We start from the raw sequence: 18,220 nt of genomic DNA, 5'->3' as shown, positions 1-18,220 counted from the left end.
TCAGGAGCCGCCCGTGAAAACCCTCGACCAACTCAGCTTCGACAACCGCTTCGCCCGCCTGGGCGATGCGTTCTCCACCCAGGTACTGCCCGAGCCCATCGCCGAGCCGCGCCTGGTAGTGGCGAGCGAGTCGGCCATGGCACTGCTCGACCTCGACCCAACAGAGGCCCAATCCCCGCTGTTCGCCGAGCTGTTCAGCGGTCACAAGCTGTGGGAAGAAGCCGACCCGCGAGCGATGGTGTATTCAGGCCACCAGTTCGGCTCCTACAATCCGCGCCTGGGCGATGGCCGCGGCCTGCTGTTGGCCGAGGTACTGAACGATGCCGGCGAGCACTGGGACCTGCACCTCAAGGGTGCCGGCCAGACGCCGTACTCGCGCATGGGCGACGGCCGCGCCGTGTTGCGCTCGTCGATCCGCGAGTTCCTCGCCTCCGAGGCCCTGCACGCCCTCGGCATTCCCAGCAGCCGAGCCTTGTGCGTGGTAGGTTCGACCACTCCAGTGTGGCGCGAAACCCGCGAAAGCGCCGCCATGCTGATGCGTCTGGCGCCAAGCCACGTTCGCTTTGGTCATTTCGAGTACTTTTACTACACCCGCCAACCCGAGCAGCAGCGCATACTCCTCGACCATGTACTGGAACAGCACTACCCCGAGTGCCGCGAGGCCGAACAGCCTTACCTTGCGATGTTCCGTACCATCGTCGAGCGCAATGCCGAACTGATCGCCCGCTGGCAGGCCTATGGCTTCTGTCACGGGGTGATGAACACCGACAACATGTCGATCCTCGGCATCACCTTCGACTTTGGCCCTTACGCCTTCCTCGACGACTTCGACGCCAACTTCATCTGCAACCACTCCGATGACCGTGGCCGCTACAGCTACAGCAACCAGGTACCTATCGCCCATTGGAACCTCAGCGCGCTGGCCCAGGCCTTGACCACGGTGATCGAGGTGGAACCGCTCAAACAAGCGCTGGAATTGTTCCTGCCGTTGTACCAGGCACATTACCTGGACCTGATGCGGCGGCGCCTGGGCCTGACCACTGCCGAGGATGACGACCTGGCGCTGGTCGAACGACTGCTGCAGCGTATGCAAAGCGGTGGCGTGGACTACAACCTGTTCTTCCGCAGGCTGGGCGAGCAACCGGTGGCCGATGCCTTGAAGGCGGTGCGCGACGATTTCGTCGACCTGGCCGGCTTCGATGCCTGGGGCGTGGACTACCTGGCGCGCTGCCAACGGGAAGCCGGTAATGCCGACGGACGGCGTGAACGCATGCATGCGGTGAACCCGCTGTATGTGCTGCGTAACTATTTGGCGCAGAAAGCTATCGAAGCGGCCGAGGCGGGGGATTACAGTGAAGTGAGGCGACTGCACCTGGTGCTGAGCCGGCCGTTCGACGAACAACCCGGCATGCAGGCCTATGCCGAACGGCCACCTGAGTGGGGCAAGCACCTGGAAATCAGCTGCTCGTCCTGATTCACACGGCCGGCGACAAGGCCAGAACAAACACCCAAGGAGCCCTCATGTCCGACCCGCTGCTGATCCCCTGCCCCCACTGCAACGGCCTCAACCGCCTGCCCGCCGCCCGCCTGGGCGACGCGCCCAAATGCGGGCGTTGCAAACAGGACGTGCTGCTGAGCAAACCCTTCGCGCTCACCGAAAGCAGCTATGCCAGCCAGATCAAAGGCGACTTGCCACTGCTGCTGGACGTCTGGGCGGACTGGTGCGGCCCCTGCAAATCCTTCGCCCCCACCTTCGAACAGGCCGCTCGCCAGCTTCAGGGCCGCTGCCGCCTGGCCAAGCTCGACAGCGAAGCCAACCGCAACCTGGCAGGCCAGTTGGGCATCCGCTCGATCCCCAGCCTGATCCTGTTCAAGAACGGCCGCGAAGTCGCCCGCCAGGCCGGGGCGTTTCCACTGCAGACACTGCTGGAATGGCTGCGCAGCCAGGGGGTTTAGGGTCGGCTGTGAGATCGAGCGCCGCCCGCGCGGCGCATCGCGAGCAAAGCTCGCCACGTTTGTTTCGGGCCAATGATGCCTGTAACAGTCGCGCGCGGCCGCCTTTTTGATTTGACTCGATACCGCGCCGTACGCCTGTAGGAGCGAGCCTCGCTCGCGATGCGCCGCGCAGGCGGCGCTCGCTCTGGCAGGCGTCGCAGATCACCCATTTTCCTCAAGAAGGTCATGCAACTCGACAAACTGCTGCGTGAGCTTGTGCCGTGGCTCCAAGTGGATCAGCGGCAGGCTGGCATGGTGCGATTCGCGCATCTTCACCGAACTGCCCAGATATACCGGTAGCACCGGAAGACCCTCGGCCAGCAGTTCGTCGAGCATCTGCTGAGGCAGGCTGGCGCGGGACTGGAACTGATTGACCACGATGCCTTCGACCACCAGGTCCTCGTTGTGGTCGTCCTTGAGCTCTTCGATCTCGGCCAGCAGGCCATACAGCGCCTGGCGCGAGAAACTGTCGCAATCGAAGGGAATAAGCACGCGATCAGCGGCAATCAGCGCAGAAACCGCATAAAAATTGAGTGCAGGGGGCGTATCGATGTAGATGCGCTCGTAGTCCTCGTCCAGATCGTCGAGCAACTTACGCAGCTTGTTGATCTTGTGCTTGGCCTCGAGCTTGGGCTGAAGGTCGGCCAGTTCGGCCGTCGCCGTCACCACATGAAGGTTGTCAAACGGCGTTTCGTAGATATCGACCTTGTTCTTCTTGCTGAACGGGCCGCTGGACAGGCTCTGCTTGAAGAAGTCGGCAATGCCCATGGGAATGTCCTCGCCGGTGAGGCCGGTGAGGTACTGAGTCGAATTCGCCTGGGCATCCAGGTCGATCAACAGGGTCCGGTAACCTTCGCTGGCACTGACTGCCGCCAGGTTGCAGGCGATGCTCGACTTGCCCACGCCACCTTTCTGATTGAACACCACGCGCCGCATGAGAGACCTCCGTGTATCAACGAATGCCCGAGTATGTGGCGGCGTCTGCGCAATGACCAGCACCTATTCGCTCAACTTGAGCGAACGGCGACCGACAACCTCTTCATACCGTCCATCGGAAATCACGCAAGCCCGCGGTCGGACTTGACGCAATCGCCTCTGCCCATTGTCTGATGGCAATCAGCTAACCAACATTTGCTACACGCCGCCAGCACCGGGATAATGCGCGCCACTCGGCGATTGCGCCAACCCTGTCAGGTCGTTGTTTCGAGTGATTCCCTCGACAAGGAAGTTCCTCAGGGCGGAAAGTCAACACTATCGTGATCAGCTTCGATATCAGCCAATGGCGCGCCTGGTCCCCAGGGTTGCAGACACCTGCCGACTGGCACGCCTGGGCACACGGCACGCAGCCGTCGCAGAGCGACGGGCCGCCTCCCGATGTTTCGTTTTTGCCGGCCATGCAGCGCCGTCGCCTGAGCCTGCTGGCCCGCATGGCATTTGCCGTCGGCTGGCCGCTGGCCGAGGGCCACGATGCACTGCCGCTGGTGTTCGTCTCGCGCCATGGAGAAACCCCACGGACCTTCGCGATGCTCAGCGAGCTGGCCGAGCAACAGCCGCTGTCGCCCACCCAGTTCAGCCTGTCGGTGCACAATGCGGTGATCGGCCTGTGGTCGATCATGCGCAGTGAAACCAGCGAGATGACCGCGCTGGCAGCCGAGCAGGATGGCTTCGAGCAGGGCGTGATCGAAGCTGCGGCCTTGCTGGCCGAGGGCGCCCCGGCCGTGCTGCTGATCATCACCGAAGAGCGACCACCCGAGGCCTACCGCAACTGGATCGACGACGTACCCTTTTCCTACGCCCTGGGCCTGTTGCTGACATCCGGCCAACAATGGCAGCTCACCCTGGGCCAGACGCCGGCGGGCCAAGGCACCGCATTGCCCCATGCCCTGAGCTGGCTGCGTGCTTCGCTGACCGACCAGAATACCGTCACCCACACCGTGAAGCGTCGTGTATGGACCTGGCAACGACAGCCGTGAACCGCCCCCGCGATGCCTACTACTGGCGCCTGCTGGCCACCGCCTTGAGCTTTGCCGTATTTGGGCTCGGCGGCCTGTGCCTGCGGCTGCTGGTGTTCCCCCTGTTGGCCTGTATGCCGGGCGGTCGCGAACGCCACCGCCAGCGTGCCCGGCAAACCATCGGTTGGCTGTTCTGGCACTTCATTCGCTTCATGAAGGGCGCTGGCGTCTTGACCTACCAGGTCATTGGCGCCGAACGCCTGGGCCGCCCTGGTCAGCTGATCATCGCCAACCACCCGTCGCTGATCGATGTGGTCTTTCTCATCGGCCTGGTGCGCCAGGCCAATTGCGTGGTCAAGCACAGCCTGTTCGACAACCCATTCACCCGTGGCCCGGTCGGCGAGGCCCAGTACATTGGCAACGACGGCAGCATGGACATGCTCGAAGAAGCCGTGGACGTGTTGCGCCAAGGACAGCCGTTGATCATATTCCCGGAAGGTACGCGCACCCCGCCCGGCCAGGTACCGGCCTTTCATCGCGGCGCCGCCGCGATTGCCTTGCGGGGTGCGAATATCATCACGCCGGTGACCATCAAGGTCAGCCCGACCACCCTGACCAAGAACGAACCCTGGTACCGCATCCCCAGCCGTCGCGTGCACTTCACCCTCACGGTCGGCGCCGATATCGACCCTCAGGCCTTCGCCACACAGGGGCCGGCGCCTCAAGCATCACGCAAGCTGAACGACTACCTGCATCAGTACTACCTCAAGGAGCTCGCCACAGATGAGCGATCCACAACACGACCTGCACCGTGACCTCAAGCAACTGATCATCGACGCCCTCGGCCTTGAAGATATCGGCGTGCAGGACATCGACGACCAGCAACCGCTGTTTGGCGAAGGCCTGGGCCTGGACTCGGTGGATGCACTGGAATTGGGCCTGGCACTGCAGAAGCGCTATGGCTTCAAGATCGACGCCGATGCCAAGGACACCCGCAACCATTTCCGTAACGTCGCCACCTTGGCCGCGTTCGTCACTGCCCGTAAGGCTGCCTGAGACTGCACCATGCAAACCCGCGAAGATATCTTCAATACCCTGCGCGACGCCCTGGTCGAGCTGTTCGAGCTCGACCCCGCCAGCATCAACCTCGATGCCAACCTGTACCAGGACCTGGAAATCGACAGCATCGATGCCATCGACCTGCTCGACCACATCAAGCGCCAGACCGGAAAGAAAATCGCCGCCGAAGACTTCAAGGCAGTGCGTACCGTCAATGACGTGGTCGAAGCGGTGTACCGCCTGGTCAACACCGCGGCATGAAGCGACTGATCGGCCTCGGCCTGTTGCTGGCCGGCGTGCTGTATCCCTTCGCGGTGCATTTCGGCATGGCCCGTTTCGCCCCCTGGCAGTTCGGCGTGCTGCTTGGCGCCCTGTGGCTGGCCCGTGCGCTGAGTACGCCACGTCGCCCGGGCGCTGTGTGGATGGCCGCGGCGGCGCTGGCGTTCTGCGCCGCCCTGGGTCTGTCCGACAGCCAGCAGCTGCTGCGCTGGTACCCAGTGCTGGTCAATGCCTTCATGCTCGTCCTGTTCGGCACCAGCCTGGTGCACGGCATGCCGCTGGTCGAGCGCCTGGCCCGTCTGCAGGAGCCGCAACTTCCCCCGGCAGCGGTGCACTACACCCGCCAGGTAACGCAGGTATGGTGCCTGTTTTTCGTGATCAACGGCCTGATCGCCGCGAGCCTGACCCTGTGGGCGCCACTGCGCTGGTGGACGCTGTACAACGGCGTGATCGCCTATGCCGCAATGGGGCTGCTGTTCGCGGTCGAATGGTGGGTAAGACAACGTGTGCGAGGACGCTCATGAACTGGATCAACCTCGAACACCTGCTGCGCCCGCTGGATGCGCCGCGCCAGGTGAGCCAGTGCCCGAGCCTGGATCATGCCCAGTTGAGCCAACAGGCACTGCGCCTGGCCGGCGGCCTGCGCCAGCGTGGCGTGAAACAGCTGGCTGTGCACCTGGAAGATGCTGCCGAACTCGCCGCCGCCTTGCTGGGTGCCTGGCGCGCCGATGTCGAGGTGTTGCTGCCTTCGGACCTGCAACCGGCGACCCGCGAGCGCTGGCACAGTCAGGTAGACCTGTGGCTCAGCGACCAGCCCGGTGACCTGGACTTCGCCTCCTTGCTCGGCGAGCCGCTAACGCCTGCCGACCTCGACCTGGACCGATGCCGCATCAGCCTGTGCACTTCTGGCTCCAGCGGCGAACCCAAGCGCATCGACAAGTGTCTTCGTCAGCTGGCCAATGAAGTCCAGGCCCTGGAGCGACTGTGGGGCCACACCCTGGGCGATGCATGGATCGTCGGCAGTGTCGCCACCCAGCACATCTACGGGCTGTTGTTCCGCGTGCTCTGGCCGCTGTGTGCCGGGCGCGGCTTCGAACGGCGCCAATTGCCCTTCCCTGAAGACTTGCAGCGCGCCAGCCTGGCCCATCCTGCCTTCGCCTGGGTGGCCAGCCCGGCCCTGCTCAAGCGCATGGGCGACAATCTCGACTGGGCAGCCCTGGGCCAGGTCCGCCAGGTGTTTTCCTCCGGCGGTGAATTGCCGGCCGACGCCGCCCATCGCCTGCAGCAGCGTCTGGGCCAATGGCCGACGGAAATCCTCGGCAGCTCGGAGACAGGTGGTATTGCCTGGCGTCAGGGTGAAGCATTGTGGCAGCCATTTGCCGATGTACGCCTGAGCCAGGACGCACGAGGCGCCTTGTGCATCGCTTCGCCATACTTACCCGCAGGCCATGTCGAGCAGAGTGCTGACGCCGTCGCGTTCGCCGATGACGGGCGCTTCCATCTGCTCGGCCGTCTCGACCGCATCGTCAAGCTGGAAGAGAAACGCATCTCCCTGCCCATGCTCGAACAGGCGCTATGCGCCCACGCCTGGGTCGGTGAAGCCCGGCTGGGCATGGTCGAACACGGCCGCGCCTACCTCGCCGCGCTGGTAGTGCTGACCCCCTCTGGCCTGCACGCGCTGCGCAGCAAGGGCCGCAAGGCGTTGGTCGAGCGCCTGCGGGCGCACCTGGCGGGGCATTGCGAGCCCTTGGCCCTGCCACGACGCTGGCGGTTGCTGCGGCAACTGCCGCTCAATGCGCAGGGCAAACTGCCACGGGCCGACGTCCAGGCCTTGTTGCTGGCGCCGCGCAACATGACGCCTGAGGTGTTGGAGCAGCGCCATGAAGGCGATGAACTGCACCTGACCCTGGTCGTCCCCGTGGACCTGGCATGCTTTGCCGGTCACTTCCCAGAAGCCCCGGTGCTGCCCGGCGTGGTGCAGATCGACTGGGCCATCGCCCTGGCCAGCGAACACCTGCTGCCGGGCTACCGCTTCGCCGGCATGGAAGTGCTCAAGTTCCAGCATGTGGTGCGCCCTGGCGATGAACTGGTGCTGAACCTGCGCTGGGATGGTGAGCGCGGCAAACTGTATTTCGCCTACAGCTGCGCCGGGCAGGCCTGCTCCAGTGGCCGCATCCTGATGGAGACTGCCTGTGCATAAGCCTTGCGCGGTGATCCCGGTGTACAACCACGAACTGGCCGTTCCAGCAGTGGTGGCCGACTTGCTTGACGCGGGCCTGCCCTGCGTGTTGGTCGACGACGCCAGTCATGCGCCTTGCGCCCAGGTGCTGCGCCAACTGGCCCTGCATCCTGACGTGCACCTGGTCACGCTCGCGACCAACCAGGGCAAAGGTGGCGCGGTCATGGCCGGGCTGCGTGAAGCTTCACGGCTGGGGTTCAGCCATGCCTTGCAAGTGGACGCCGACGGCCAGCATGACCTGACCGATGTTCGCCGCTTCCTCGAGCAGTCGCAGGCTTATCCACAGGCGCTGGTATGCGGTTATCCACAGTACGACGCCAGCGTGCCCAAGGGCCGTCTGTATGCCCGTTACCTCACCCACGTGTGGGTATGGATCAACAGCCTGTCGCTGCAGATACCGGACTCGATGTGCGGCTTTCGCGTGTACCCGCTGCCGCCAACCCTGGCGATGATCGATAGCGTCAAACTCGGCCGGCGCATGGACTTCGACCCCGAGATTCTCGTACGCCTGTCGTGGCGCGACCAGCCGATGCGCTGGCTGCCGACCAGGGTCCATTACCCGCAGGACGGCCTGTCGCACTTTCGCCTGTTCCATGACAATGCGCTGATCTCGAAAATGCACGCCAAGCTGTTCTTCGGCATGCTGCTGCGCGCACCGCTGATTCTCTGGCGCAGGTGGCGTGGATGAGCAGCAATCCTTCGCAACACTGGGCCGATCAGCAGGAGCGTGGCAGTTTCTGGCTGATGAAACTGACCGCCGCCCTGGTGCGGCTGTGTGGCCGGCGTGTGCTCGGCCCCCTGATACGCATCATCGTCGCCTACTTCTTCGTGTTCGGCCGCCGCGCCCGGCGCAGTGCCTGGCAGTACCAGCAGCGACTGCATCGCTGGAATGGCGGGCAAACCCCAGCGCCCAGCCAACGCCAGGTATTTCGCCAGTTCATGGCCTTCGCCGACGCCCTGCTGGACAAGCTCGACGTATGGAATGGCCGGCTGCGGCTGGAAGACATCGACATCGTCGACCCCGCTCATCTGCGTCAGCAACTGCGCGGCGAGCGCGGTCAGATGCTGGTGGGTGCGCACCTGGGTAATCTTGAAGTGTGCCGCGCCTTGGCTGAAATCGGCGAGCAGGTGACCATGAACGTGCTGGTCCACACCCGCCATGCCGAGCGCTTCAACCGCCTGCTGGGCGAGGCCGGCGCGACCAACCTGCGACTGATCCAGGTCAGCGAACTGGACCCGGCAGTGATGCTGCAACTCTCCGAGCGCCTGGAGCGGGGCGAGTGGCTGGCCATTGCCGGCGACCGCGTGCCGCTGCACGGCACACGTACGGTCGAGGTGGACTTCCTCGGCCAGCCCGCGCCATTCCCGCAAGGCCCCTGGCTGCTGGCCGGCCTGCTCGATTGCCCGGTCAACCTACTGTTCTGCCTGAAGCGCCAAGGCCGCTACCGCATCACCCTGGAGCCCTTCGCCGAGCGTCTGCAGTGGCGCCGCGGCCAGCGTGACCAGGTGATTGCCCAGTGGGCCTCACGCTATGCCGAACGCCTGGGCCAATACTGCAGTCAGGCGCCATTGCAGTGGTTCAACTTCTACCCCTTCTGGAAGACCGATGACGATGCATCCGCATGAACCTGTCACGTTCGGCGAGTCGCCGCTGGCGATCGAAGACATCCTGGCCCTGGCCGAGTGCCGCGCCTCGGCGCGGCTGCAGGACGATGCCCGGTACCGCGAGCGTATCGCGCGTGGTGCGCGGTTCCTGGACACCTTGCTGGACAAGGAAGGCGTAATCTACGGCGTAACCACCGGCTACGGCGACTCCTGCGTGGTCGCCGTGCCGCTTGAGCATGTGGAGGCCCTGCCACAACACCTTTACACCTTCCATGGGTGTGGCCTGGGCCGCCTGCTGGACGCCCCTGCAACCCGCGCCGTGCTGGCTGCCCGCCTGCGATCGCTGAGCCACGGCGTATCGGGGGTGCGCCTGGAGTTGCTCGAACGTCTGCGTGATTTCCTCGCTCACGACATCCTCCCACTGATTCCCGAAGAAGGCTCGGTGGGCGCCAGCGGAGACTTGACGCCACTGTCCTACGTCGCGGCCACGTTGGCCGGCGAGCGCGAGGTGATGTACCAAGGTCAACGCCGTGGCAGCGCTGACGTGCACCGCGAACTGGGCTGGCAGCCACTGGTGCTGCGGCCCAAGGAAGCCCTGGCGCTGATGAACGGCACCGCGGTGATGACCGGCCTGGCCTGCCTGGCGTTTGCCCGCGCCGACTACCTGCTGAAACTGGCTACGCGCATCACCGCCCTCAACGTCATTGGCCTGCAAGGCAACCCCGAGCATTTCGACGAGCGCCTGTTCGCCGCCAAGCCGCACCCTGGACAGATGCAGGTTGCCGCCTGGCTCCGCCAGGACCTCGCCATCGACGCACCGTTACCGTCCCTGCATCGTCTGCAGGACCGCTATTCGCTGCGCTGCGCACCCCATGTGCTGGGCGTGCTGGCCGACAGCCTGGCCTGGCTGCGCGGCTTCATCGAGACGGAGCTCAACAGCGCCAACGACAACCCGATCATCGACGGCGACGCCGAGCGGGTGCTGCATGGTGGGCACTTCTATGGCGGTCATATCGCCTTCGCCATGGACAGCCTCAAGACCCTGGTCGCCAACGTCGCCGACCTGCTCGACCGCCAGCTCGCATTGTTGGTGGACGTACGTTACAACCATGGCCTGCCCAGCAACCTGTCCGGCGCCGAAGCCGACCGAGCCATGCTCAACCACGGTTTCAAGGCCGTGCAGATCGGTGCCAGCGCCTGGACTGCCGAAGCACTCAAGCAGACCATGCCAGCCAGCGTGTTCTCGCGCTCCACCGAATGCCACAACCAGGACAAGGTGAGCATGGGCACCATCGCCGCCCGTGACGCCTTGCGGGTGCTGGAGCTGACCGAACAGGTCGCCGCCGCAGCCTTGCTGGCAGCCAACCAGGGCGTGTGGCTGCGTGGCCGCCAGGACAACGCACGGCCGTTGCCGCCAGCCTTGGCACAGATGCATCAAGCGCTGGTGGCGGAGTTCGCTCCGGTCGTCGAAGACCGTGCCCTGGAAAGCGACTTGCGCCTGTGCCTGCAACGCATCGCCCAGCGCCACTGGAGGTTGCATGCGTAACCCCGGCGTCTTCCATGTCGACAGCGAAATCGTCGTACCCTTCTTCGACGTCGACAGCATGCACATCGTCTGGCACGGTCACTACGTCAAATACCTCGAAGTGGCCCGCTGCGCGCTGCTCGACCGACTCGAGCACAATTACCTGCAAATGCACGCCAGCGGCTACATCTGGCCGGTGATCGACCTGCAGCTGCGCTACATCCGCGGCGCCACCTTCGGCCAGCGCCTGAAGGTGCGTGCCAGCTTGGTGGAATGGGAAAACCGCCTGAAGATCCATTACCTGATCAGCGATGCCGAGACGGGCGAGCGCATGACCCGCGCCAGCACCGTGCAGGTCGCCGTACATGTGGAAAGCGGCGAGATGCAACTGGCCTCGCCGCAGGTGATGCTCGACGCGGTAGCCAAGGTACTCTCATGAATCGACTCGTCACGACACGCCTGAAGCCACTGCGCGGATTCCGTGGGAGTGGCCTTGCGTCGCGACAGAGGCGCGACGCGGCGCCACCTGCTCACGCCACCCCTGTCCACCCGCTGTTGTGCACGCTCACCGTCCTCATCCTGCTGTTCATCAGCCCGCTGACCCTGGCATTCAGCCTGGACGATCTGCAAAAACAGCTCAGCACGCCCGCAGTCGTCAAAGGCCCGTTCATCCAGGAAAAGCACCTGCGCGCCCTGCCCCAGCCACTGCTGAGCAAGGGCCACTTCATCCTGGCCCGCGACCACGGCCTGCTATGGCTGCTGCAAACCCCGCTGCGCCAGGATTACCGCATTCGCGCCGACGGCATCGCCCGCCGCGATCCGAGCGGCTGGCAAACATTGCCCAGCCGCAGCGCTGGAGCCGAACAAAACCGCCTGTTCTTTGCCGTACTGCAGGGCGACAGCAGTGGCCTGCAACGCGACTTCGACCTGAGCCTGTCGGGCGATGCCGCGCACTGGACATTGCACCTGACGCCTCGCTCGCTGCTGCTCAAGCAGGTATTCAGCGCCATCGAAATCAGCGGTGGCTCGTTCGTCGAGCGCATCGAGCTCAGCGAAACCCAAGGCGACAGCACCGTCCTGCGCATGCCTGAAAGCAGCGCCGAGACTGCCCTGAGCGACAGGGAGCGCCGCGATTTTGCCGATTGAACGCCTGCTCCCACGCGCCTTCCTGGGGTTGTTGCTCATTGTGCTCGCGGTCGCTGGCTGGCAGTGGCACCGTGGGGCGCCGATGTCGGCCGACCTGATGACACTGGTGCCCGGCGCTACCCAAGACCCGCTGGTCAAACGCGCCGAACTGCGCATACAAGAGCCGCTCAACCGCGAAATACTGGTGCTGGTTGGCCACACCGAACGCCAGCAGGCACTCGCCCTCGCCGAGCATCTGGCCGCGCAGTGGCAAGCCAGCGGTTTATTCAGCAGGGTGCAGTGGAACCTGCAAACCGACCTCGCCGCCGTGCGCGAACAGCTGCTGCAAGGGCGGCTGGCCATGCTTGCGCCCCAGGACCGCCAGCAACTGCGCCTCCAGCCAGACGTTTTCATCGAGCAGCGCGTGCAAAGCCTGTTCGACCCCTTCACCGGTTTCAGCCTGGTACCCAGCCAGGACGACTGGCTAGGCCTGACCGGGCGCATCCAGGCCAGCCAACCGAAACCGCCGAACGTAGAACTGGATACCGCCAGCGGCGCGCTGGTGGCCAGCGCCGAGGGCCTGCACTGGGTGCTGCTGCGCGCACGCACCGAGGGCAATGCGTTCGACTTGAACCTGCCGCTGCAAGTGGCCGACCTGGTGGACAAGAGTCGCCAACAAGCGGAGCAATCCGGCGCCCAACTGGTCGCCGCCAGTGGCTTGCTGTATGCCGCCGCCGGGCAACAGCAAGCCAGCCGCGAAATCACCTGGGTCGGTGGCGGCGCAACCCTTGCCATTCTGCTGTTGCTGCTGCTGGCGTTTCGCCGCTGGCGCGGGCTGTTGGCCTTCGTTCCCGTGCTGGTGGGAGTGCTCTTCGGGACGGTGGTGTGCGTAGCGCTGTTCGACCAGATCCATGTCATGACGCTGGTCCTGGGCTCGAGCCTGATTGGTGTAGCCGTGGACTACCCTTTGCACTATCTGTCCAAGAGCTGGAGCCTCAAGCCCTGGCGTAGCTGGCCCGCCTTGCGCCTGACACTTCCAGGCCTGAGCCTGAGCCTGGCGACCAGTTGCATCGGCTACCTTGCCCTGGCGTTCACGCCCTTCCCGGCGCTGACCCAGATTGCCGCGTTTTCCGCCGCGGGCCTGCTCGGAGCCTACCTCTGCGCGGTATGCCTGCTGCCGGCCCTGCTGAACGGTGTGGCACTACGCCCGGCGCACTGGCCGCTACAGGTCGCCGAAACGCTCATGCGCTGGCGTGAACGCCTGCTGCGCAAAATGCCCAGTGCCGTGCTGCTGGTCCTGGTGATGCTGTTCTGCGCTGCCGGCCTGTGGCGCCTCGACAGCCGCAATGACATCCGCCAGTGGGTCAGCAGCCCACCCCAGTTGCTGGCGCAAGCCCAGGCAGTGGCGCGGATCACCGGCTACCAACCCACCAGCCAGTTCTACCTGGTACGTGGCCACGACCCGCAGCAGTTGCTCGACCGCCTGGGGACGCTGTCCGCCAAGCTCGACGAGCTGGTCGAACTGGGTAAGCTCAAGGGCTACATGAGCCTGGACCAGATCGTCGCAAGCCCGGCAGAACAACAGCAGACCCGACAGGCACTGGCCGTCCTGCGCGAGCATTGGCAACCGCTGCAGGCGCTAGGTGTGCCGCAGGCGGCGCTGGAGAACGAGCTGAACCACCTGCTGCAACTACCCACACTGACCGTCGAACAGGTACTGGCGGGACCGCTGGGCGAAGCCTGGCGGCCATTGTGGCTGGGGCGGACCGACTCGGGGGTGGCCGCCATCGTCAGCTTGCAGGGCCTGAACGATACTGCGCTGCTGCGTGTGCAGACCGACGATCTGGAGGGGGTGCAACTGGTGGACCGTCTCGGCGAACTGAACCAGCTATTCGCCGCCACCCAGCTCAGCGCCGCCGAGCTCAAGCTGTTGTCGTGCGTGCTGATCCTGCTGTTGCTGGTGCTGCCATTCGGCCTGCGGGGTGCCCTGCGCATCGTCGCCCTGCCGTTGCTGGCAGCCCTGTGCAGCCTGGCCTGCCTGGGTTGGCTGGGACAACCGCTGACCTTGTTCAGCCTGTTCGGCCTGTTGCTGGTCACCGCCATCAGCGTCGACTACGCGATCCTCATGCACGAGCAGATCGGCGGGGCCGCTGTGAGTCTGCTGGGCACGCTGCTGGCCGCACTCACCACCTGGCTGTCGTTCGGTCTGCTGGCGCTTTCCAGCACACCGGCGGTGAGCAATTTCGGCCTGGCGGTAAGCCTGGGCCTGGTGTTCAGTTTCATACTGGCCCCATGGGCCAAACCCCTGGAGCACGCATGAAACAGCTGCTGCTGATTGCCTTTTGTGCGCTGCTGGGCGCTTGCAGCGCACGCCCACCATTGCCGGCACACCTGCCTACGCTCGACCTGCCGCAGCAGTTGCACGTCCGGCGCGAACAGGCCGGGCAGCAACAAGACTGGCTACTGGTGATTCAACGTGAAGACGGCCACCTGCGCTGGTCGCTGCTCGACCTGCTCGGCATTCCCCAGGCCCGTCAGTTGCTCGAAGGCCAGCGCTGGCAGGCGGATGGCCTTTTACCGCCCAATCCAGCGGCGCGCGAGCTGTTCGCCGCCGTGCTGTTCGCCCTGACTCCGGGCGAGCAATTGCAGGCGCTCTACCCCGGCGCTCGCCAACAGCGCGGGCAACGCTGGCTGGAAGACCGCTGGCACATCGCTTATCGAGACGCCGATGGATTCGACTTGAACCTCGGTGAGGGCCTGCGTTATGTAATTGCCCCTTTGCCCAGCGAGAACCTGCCATGACTGCCTACCTCAACGCCCTGGGCGTGGTCTGCGCGCTGGGCCACGGCCAGGCCGAAGTCGCCGCCCGCCTGTTCGCAGGCGACTGCTCGGGCGTGCAGCCCGAGGACGGCTGGATACCCGACCGCCGACCTCCCGTCGGTGCCGTGCCCGGCCAACTGCCCGTACTGCCCTTGCCGGACCAGCACAGCCGCAACAATCAACTGCTGTACAGCGCCGCCCTGCAGATCGAGCCTGCCATCCGCCAGGCCATCGCACGCCATGGTGCACACCGGGTGGCGGTCATACTGGGCACCAGCACCTCGGGAATCGCCGAAGCCACCGAAGGCATTGCCCATTACCTTCGGCAACAGCACTTTCCGGACGACTACCGCTACGCCCAGCAGGCCCTGAGTGCACCGGCCAACTTCCTGGCGGACTGGTTGCAACTGAGCGGCCCGGCCTACGTGATCTCCACCGCTTGCACCTCCAGCGGCCGCGCCCTGGCAAGCGCTCGCCGACTGCTGCGACAGGGTATCTGCGATGCGGTGCTGTGCGGCGGTGTCGACAGCCTGTGCGGTCTTACGCTCAATGGCTTCAGCGCGCTGGAAGCGATCAGCGAGCAGCGCTGCAACCCGTTCTCGATCAACCGCAACGGCATCAATATCGGTGAGGCCGCTGCGCTGTTCCTGATGACCCGTGAAGTCAACAACGAAGGCCCCTCCATCGCCTTGCTCGGGGCCGGCGCCAGTTCCGACGCTCACCACATATCAGCGCCAGACCCGACTGGCGCCGGCGCCTTGCAGTGCATGGCCAAAGCCTTGGACAATGCAGGCCTGGCCCCAACGCAGATCGACTACCTCAACCTGCATGGCACCGCCACGGTGCATAATGACGCCATGGAAAGCCTGGCCGTCAGCGCACTGTTCGGCGCCGACCTGCCGTGTTCGTCGAGCAAGCCCATGACCGGTCACACCCTGGGTGCTGCTGGCGCGCTCGAAGCCGCGTTCTGCTGGCTGACGCTGAGCGAGCACAACCCTGAGGGGCTGCTGCCGCCCCACGTGTGGGATGGCCAGCGCGACCCTGAACTGGCAGCGCTGAACCTCGTCGACGGCCAACAACGGCTGCCAGCGCAGCACCCACGCCGGCTGATGAGCAATTCGTTCGCCTTCGGCGGCAACAATGTCAGTCTGATTCTCGGAGACACCGCATGATCCCCTGGCCACTGGCCGAGCTGTTGCCACACGCTGGCGACATGATTCTGATCGACCAGGTCGACAGCTGCGACGACGAGCAGATTCATGCTCGCGCCACCGTGCGCCACGGCGGCCTGTTCAATCGCGCCGACGGCAGCCTGCCGGCATGGTTCGGGATCGAACTGATGGCCCAGACAGTGGCCGCCTTCGCCGGTTGCCGGGCGCGTCGACAAGGCCAACCGGTGGAGTTGGGTTTCCTGCTCGGCACCCGCAAGTACAGCTGCGATGTAGAACACTTCCCGGCGGGCACCGAACTGCACCTTCACGCCCTGCGTTCACTGGAAGATGACAGCGGCATGGGTGTGTTCGAGTGCCACCTGCGTGGCCCCGGCATCCATGCCACCGCGCGCCTGAATGTCTATCGCCCGCCGCAAACCGCCCATTATCTGGCCGAGGCAGACCCAGAGGAGTCCCCCCATGACTGATACCATCCTGGTCACAGGCTCCAGCCGCGGCATCGGCCGAGCCATCGCCCTGCGCCTGGCCCGTGCAGGCTTCGACCTGGTGCTGCATTGCCGCAGTGGCCGTGCCGAAGCCGACGCGGTTGCCGCCGAGGTCCGGGCTCTGGGCCAGCAGGCACGGGTGCTGCAATTCGACGTGGCTGACCGCACAGCGTGCAAGACCATCCTGGAAGAGGATGTCGAAACCCACGGTGCCTACTATGGCGTGGTGTGCAACGCAGGGCTGACCCGCGACGGCGCGTTCCCGGCACTGACCGACGAGGATTGGGACCAGGTCATGCGCACCAATCTGGACGGCTTCTACAACGTCTTGCATCCCCTGACGATGCCCATGATCCGCCGCCGCGCGCCGGGCCGCATCGTCTGCATCACCTCGGTGTCGGGGTTGATCGGCAACCGTGGCCAGGTCAACTACAGTGCCTCCAAAGCCGGCCTGATCGGCGCCGCCAAGGCGCTGGCCATCGAGCTGGGCAAACGACGCATCACTGTCAACTGCGTGGCCCCTGGCCTGATCGACACAGCCATGCTCGACGAGCATGTGCCCGTGGACGAGTTGCTCAAGATGATCCCGGCCGGGCGCATGGGCACGGCCGAAGAAGTTGCCGGGGCGGTGAACTTCCTGATGTCGCCTGAAGCCGCGTACATCACCCGCCAGGTCCTGGCGGTCAATGGAGGGTTGTGCTGATGCGCCGTGTCGTGGTCACCGGCATGGCCGGCATCACCTCCTTGGGCAATGACTGGGCCACCATCGCCGGGCATTTCGCCAGCCAGCGCAGCGGGATCCGCCGCATGGACGAGTGGGACCGTTATGCAGAGCTCAATACCCGCCTGGCCGGCCCGGTCGATGACTTCAAGGTCCCCAGCCACTGGACCCGCAAGCAGCTGCGCAGCATGGGCCGTGTCTCGCGCCTGGCGGTCGCTGGCGCCGAGCGCGCCCTGGCCGACGCCGGGCTGCTCGACGACCCGAGCATCCGCGATGGACGCATGGGGGTAGCCTGCGGCTCATCCACCGGCAGCACCGACGAGATCAAGACCTTCGGCAACATGCTGATGAACGCAGTGGCCGACGGCCTGAACGCCAACTCCTACGTGCGCATGATGCCCCACACCACTGCCGCCAATATCAGCATCTTCTTCGGCCTCACCGGACGCCTGATCCCCACTTCCAGCGCCTGCACCAGCGGCAGCCAGGGCATCGGCTATGCCTACGAGGCGATCAAGTACGGTCGTCTGCCGATGATGCTCGCCGGGGGTGCCGAGGAGCTGTGCCCCACCGAAGCCATGGTGTTCGATGCGCTGTACGCCACCAGCCTCAAGAACGATACGCCGCACCTGACCCCAAGGCCCTACGACCTCGACCGCGACGGCCTGGTGATTGGCGAAGGCGCAGGGATGCTGGTGCTCGAAGAGCTGGAGCACGCCTTGGCGCGGGGGGCGAAGATCTATGCCGAGGTGGTGGGCTTTGGCAGCAATGCCGATGGCCAGCACATCACCCGACCGGAGCAGGCCACCATGCGCCGAGCCATGGAACTGGCGCTGGAAGACGCCGCCCTGGCACCCGACGCCATCGGCTACGTCAACGGCCACGGCACCGCCACCGAACAGGGTGACATCGCCGAAACCCTGGCCACCAGCAGCCTGTTCGGCCCACGCATGCCCATCAGCTCGCAGAAGAGTTTCCTAGGCCACACCTTGGGCGCCTGCGGTGCACTGGAGTCGTGGTTCAGCATCGAGATGATGAACAGCGACCGCTACGTGCATACCCTCAACCTCGATCGCATCGACCCGCGCTGTGGCGAGCTGGACTACCTGACCGGCGGTTTTCGCACCATGAGCCACGAGTACGTGATGAACAACAACTTTGCCTTTGGTGGGGTCAACACTTCGCTGATCTTCCGTCGCTGGGGCTGACCAAGCGCCGGCGATCCGGCCCCTGCAGTGGGCGC

General features: G+C 65.0%; 20 protein-coding genes. 19 read left to right on the top strand and 1 reads right to left on the bottom strand.

The window, feature by feature from the left end:
* Window positions 1–13: 13 nt before the first annotated feature.
* Window positions 14–1,474: a protein adenylyltransferase SelO gene (gene selO, locus H620_RS0119870; protein WP_027907921.1), complete on the top strand. Its 1,461-nt coding sequence runs from the start codon at window positions 14–16 to the stop codon at window positions 1,472–1,474.
* A 47-nt stretch (window positions 1,475–1,521) separates the two neighbouring features.
* Entirely contained in the window at window positions 1,522–1,956 is a 435-nt protein-coding gene (trxC, locus tag H620_RS0119865) for a thioredoxin TrxC (RefSeq protein WP_023378256.1), read from the top strand.
* 201 nt (window positions 1,957–2,157) lie between these two features.
* Here trxC and H620_RS0119860 read toward each other — a convergent pair whose 3' ends face one another.
* On the bottom strand, window positions 2,158–2,931 hold the full coding sequence (locus H620_RS0119860) for a ParA family protein (RefSeq protein ID WP_023378255.1): 774 nt from the start codon (window positions 2,929–2,931) through the stop codon (window positions 2,158–2,160).
* Window positions 2,932–3,251: 320 nt separating this feature from the next.
* On the opposite strand from H620_RS0119860, the gene H620_RS0119855 reads away from it, so the two are divergent.
* From H620_RS0119855 to H620_RS0119770, 17 genes are read left to right on the top strand one after another with little or no spacing between them, the layout of a single operon-like run.
* The gene (locus H620_RS0119855; RefSeq protein ID WP_023378254.1) at window positions 3,252–3,968 is read left to right on the top strand and encodes a beta-ketoacyl synthase chain length factor; all 717 of its coding nucleotides are present in this window, start codon (window positions 3,252–3,254) and stop codon (window positions 3,966–3,968) included.
* Entirely contained in the window at window positions 3,944–4,762 is an 819-nt protein-coding gene (locus H620_RS0119850) for a lysophospholipid acyltransferase family protein (RefSeq protein WP_023378253.1), read from the top strand. Before H620_RS0119855 ends, H620_RS0119850 begins: the two co-directional genes overlap by 25 nt.
* Entirely contained in the window at window positions 4,731–5,003 is a 273-nt protein-coding gene (locus tag H620_RS0119845) for a phosphopantetheine-binding protein (protein WP_023378252.1), read from the top strand. The genes H620_RS0119850 and H620_RS0119845 overlap by 32 nt, the downstream gene beginning before the upstream one ends.
* Window positions 5,004–5,012: 9 nt before the next feature.
* Window positions 5,013–5,267 carry an acyl carrier protein gene (locus H620_RS0119840; RefSeq protein WP_023378251.1) on the top strand — a complete coding sequence of 85 codons (255 nt, stop codon included), beginning with the start codon at window positions 5,013–5,015 and terminating at the stop codon, window positions 5,265–5,267.
* A complete protein-coding gene (locus H620_RS0119835) occupies window positions 5,264–5,809 on the top strand; it encodes a COG4648 family protein (RefSeq protein ID WP_027907920.1) in 546 nt (181 codons plus the stop codon). The genes H620_RS0119840 and H620_RS0119835 overlap by 4 nt, the downstream gene beginning before the upstream one ends.
* Complete coding sequence (locus tag H620_RS0119830) at window positions 5,806–7,485, top strand: ApeI family dehydratase (protein WP_027907919.1); 1,680 nt, start codon at window positions 5,806–5,808, stop codon at window positions 7,483–7,485. Before H620_RS0119835 ends, H620_RS0119830 begins: the two co-directional genes overlap by 4 nt.
* Entirely contained in the window at window positions 7,478–8,212 is a 735-nt protein-coding gene (locus H620_RS0119825) for a glycosyltransferase family 2 protein (RefSeq protein WP_023378248.1), read from the top strand. The genes H620_RS0119830 and H620_RS0119825 overlap by 8 nt, the downstream gene beginning before the upstream one ends.
* Window positions 8,209–9,150 carry a lysophospholipid acyltransferase family protein gene (locus H620_RS0119820; RefSeq protein WP_023378247.1) on the top strand — a complete coding sequence of 314 codons (942 nt, stop codon included), beginning with the start codon at window positions 8,209–8,211 and terminating at the stop codon, window positions 9,148–9,150. Before H620_RS0119825 ends, H620_RS0119820 begins: the two co-directional genes overlap by 4 nt.
* Window positions 9,131–10,675: an HAL/PAL/TAL family ammonia-lyase gene (locus tag H620_RS0119815; protein WP_027907918.1), complete on the top strand. Its 1,545-nt coding sequence runs from the start codon at window positions 9,131–9,133 to the stop codon at window positions 10,673–10,675. Before H620_RS0119820 ends, H620_RS0119815 begins: the two co-directional genes overlap by 20 nt.
* Window positions 10,668–11,093 carry an acyl-CoA thioesterase gene (locus H620_RS0119810; protein ID WP_023378245.1) on the top strand — a complete coding sequence of 142 codons (426 nt, stop codon included), beginning with the start codon at window positions 10,668–10,670 and terminating at the stop codon, window positions 11,091–11,093. The genes H620_RS0119815 and H620_RS0119810 overlap by 8 nt, the downstream gene beginning before the upstream one ends.
* A complete protein-coding gene (locus H620_RS0119805; RefSeq protein ID WP_023378244.1) occupies window positions 11,090–11,800 on the top strand; it encodes an outer membrane lipoprotein carrier protein LolA in 711 nt (236 codons plus the stop codon). Before H620_RS0119810 ends, H620_RS0119805 begins: the two co-directional genes overlap by 4 nt.
* Window positions 11,790–14,099, top strand: coding sequence for an MMPL family transporter (locus tag H620_RS0119800; protein ID WP_023378243.1), 2,310 nt, complete (start codon window positions 11,790–11,792; stop codon window positions 14,097–14,099). The genes H620_RS0119805 and H620_RS0119800 overlap by 11 nt, the downstream gene beginning before the upstream one ends.
* A complete protein-coding gene (locus H620_RS0119795; protein WP_023378242.1) occupies window positions 14,096–14,581 on the top strand; it encodes a hypothetical protein in 486 nt (161 codons plus the stop codon). Before H620_RS0119800 ends, H620_RS0119795 begins: the two co-directional genes overlap by 4 nt.
* Complete coding sequence (locus H620_RS26015; protein WP_049818833.1) at window positions 14,578–15,771, top strand: beta-ketoacyl-[acyl-carrier-protein] synthase family protein; 1,194 nt, start codon at window positions 14,578–14,580, stop codon at window positions 15,769–15,771. Before H620_RS0119795 ends, H620_RS26015 begins: the two co-directional genes overlap by 4 nt.
* Window positions 15,768–16,238, top strand: a complete 471-nt coding sequence (locus H620_RS0119780) for a hotdog family protein (RefSeq protein WP_023378240.1) — start codon at window positions 15,768–15,770, stop codon at window positions 16,236–16,238. The genes H620_RS26015 and H620_RS0119780 overlap by 4 nt, the downstream gene beginning before the upstream one ends.
* A complete protein-coding gene (fabG, locus tag H620_RS0119775; protein ID WP_023378239.1) occupies window positions 16,231–16,959 on the top strand; it encodes a 3-oxoacyl-ACP reductase FabG in 729 nt (242 codons plus the stop codon). Before H620_RS0119780 ends, fabG begins: the two co-directional genes overlap by 8 nt.
* Window positions 16,959–18,185: a beta-ketoacyl-ACP synthase gene (locus H620_RS0119770; protein ID WP_023378238.1), complete on the top strand. Its 1,227-nt coding sequence runs from the start codon at window positions 16,959–16,961 to the stop codon at window positions 18,183–18,185. Before fabG ends, H620_RS0119770 begins: the two co-directional genes overlap by 1 nt.
* Window positions 18,186–18,220 lie beyond the last annotated feature (35 nt).

Source organism: Pseudomonas taiwanensis DSM 21245, assembly GCF_000425785.1.
In the GTDB taxonomy this organism is placed as follows: domain Bacteria; phylum Pseudomonadota; class Gammaproteobacteria; order Pseudomonadales; family Pseudomonadaceae; genus Aquipseudomonas; species Aquipseudomonas taiwanensis.
This window is presented reverse-complemented; position numbering and strand designations above follow the sequence as displayed.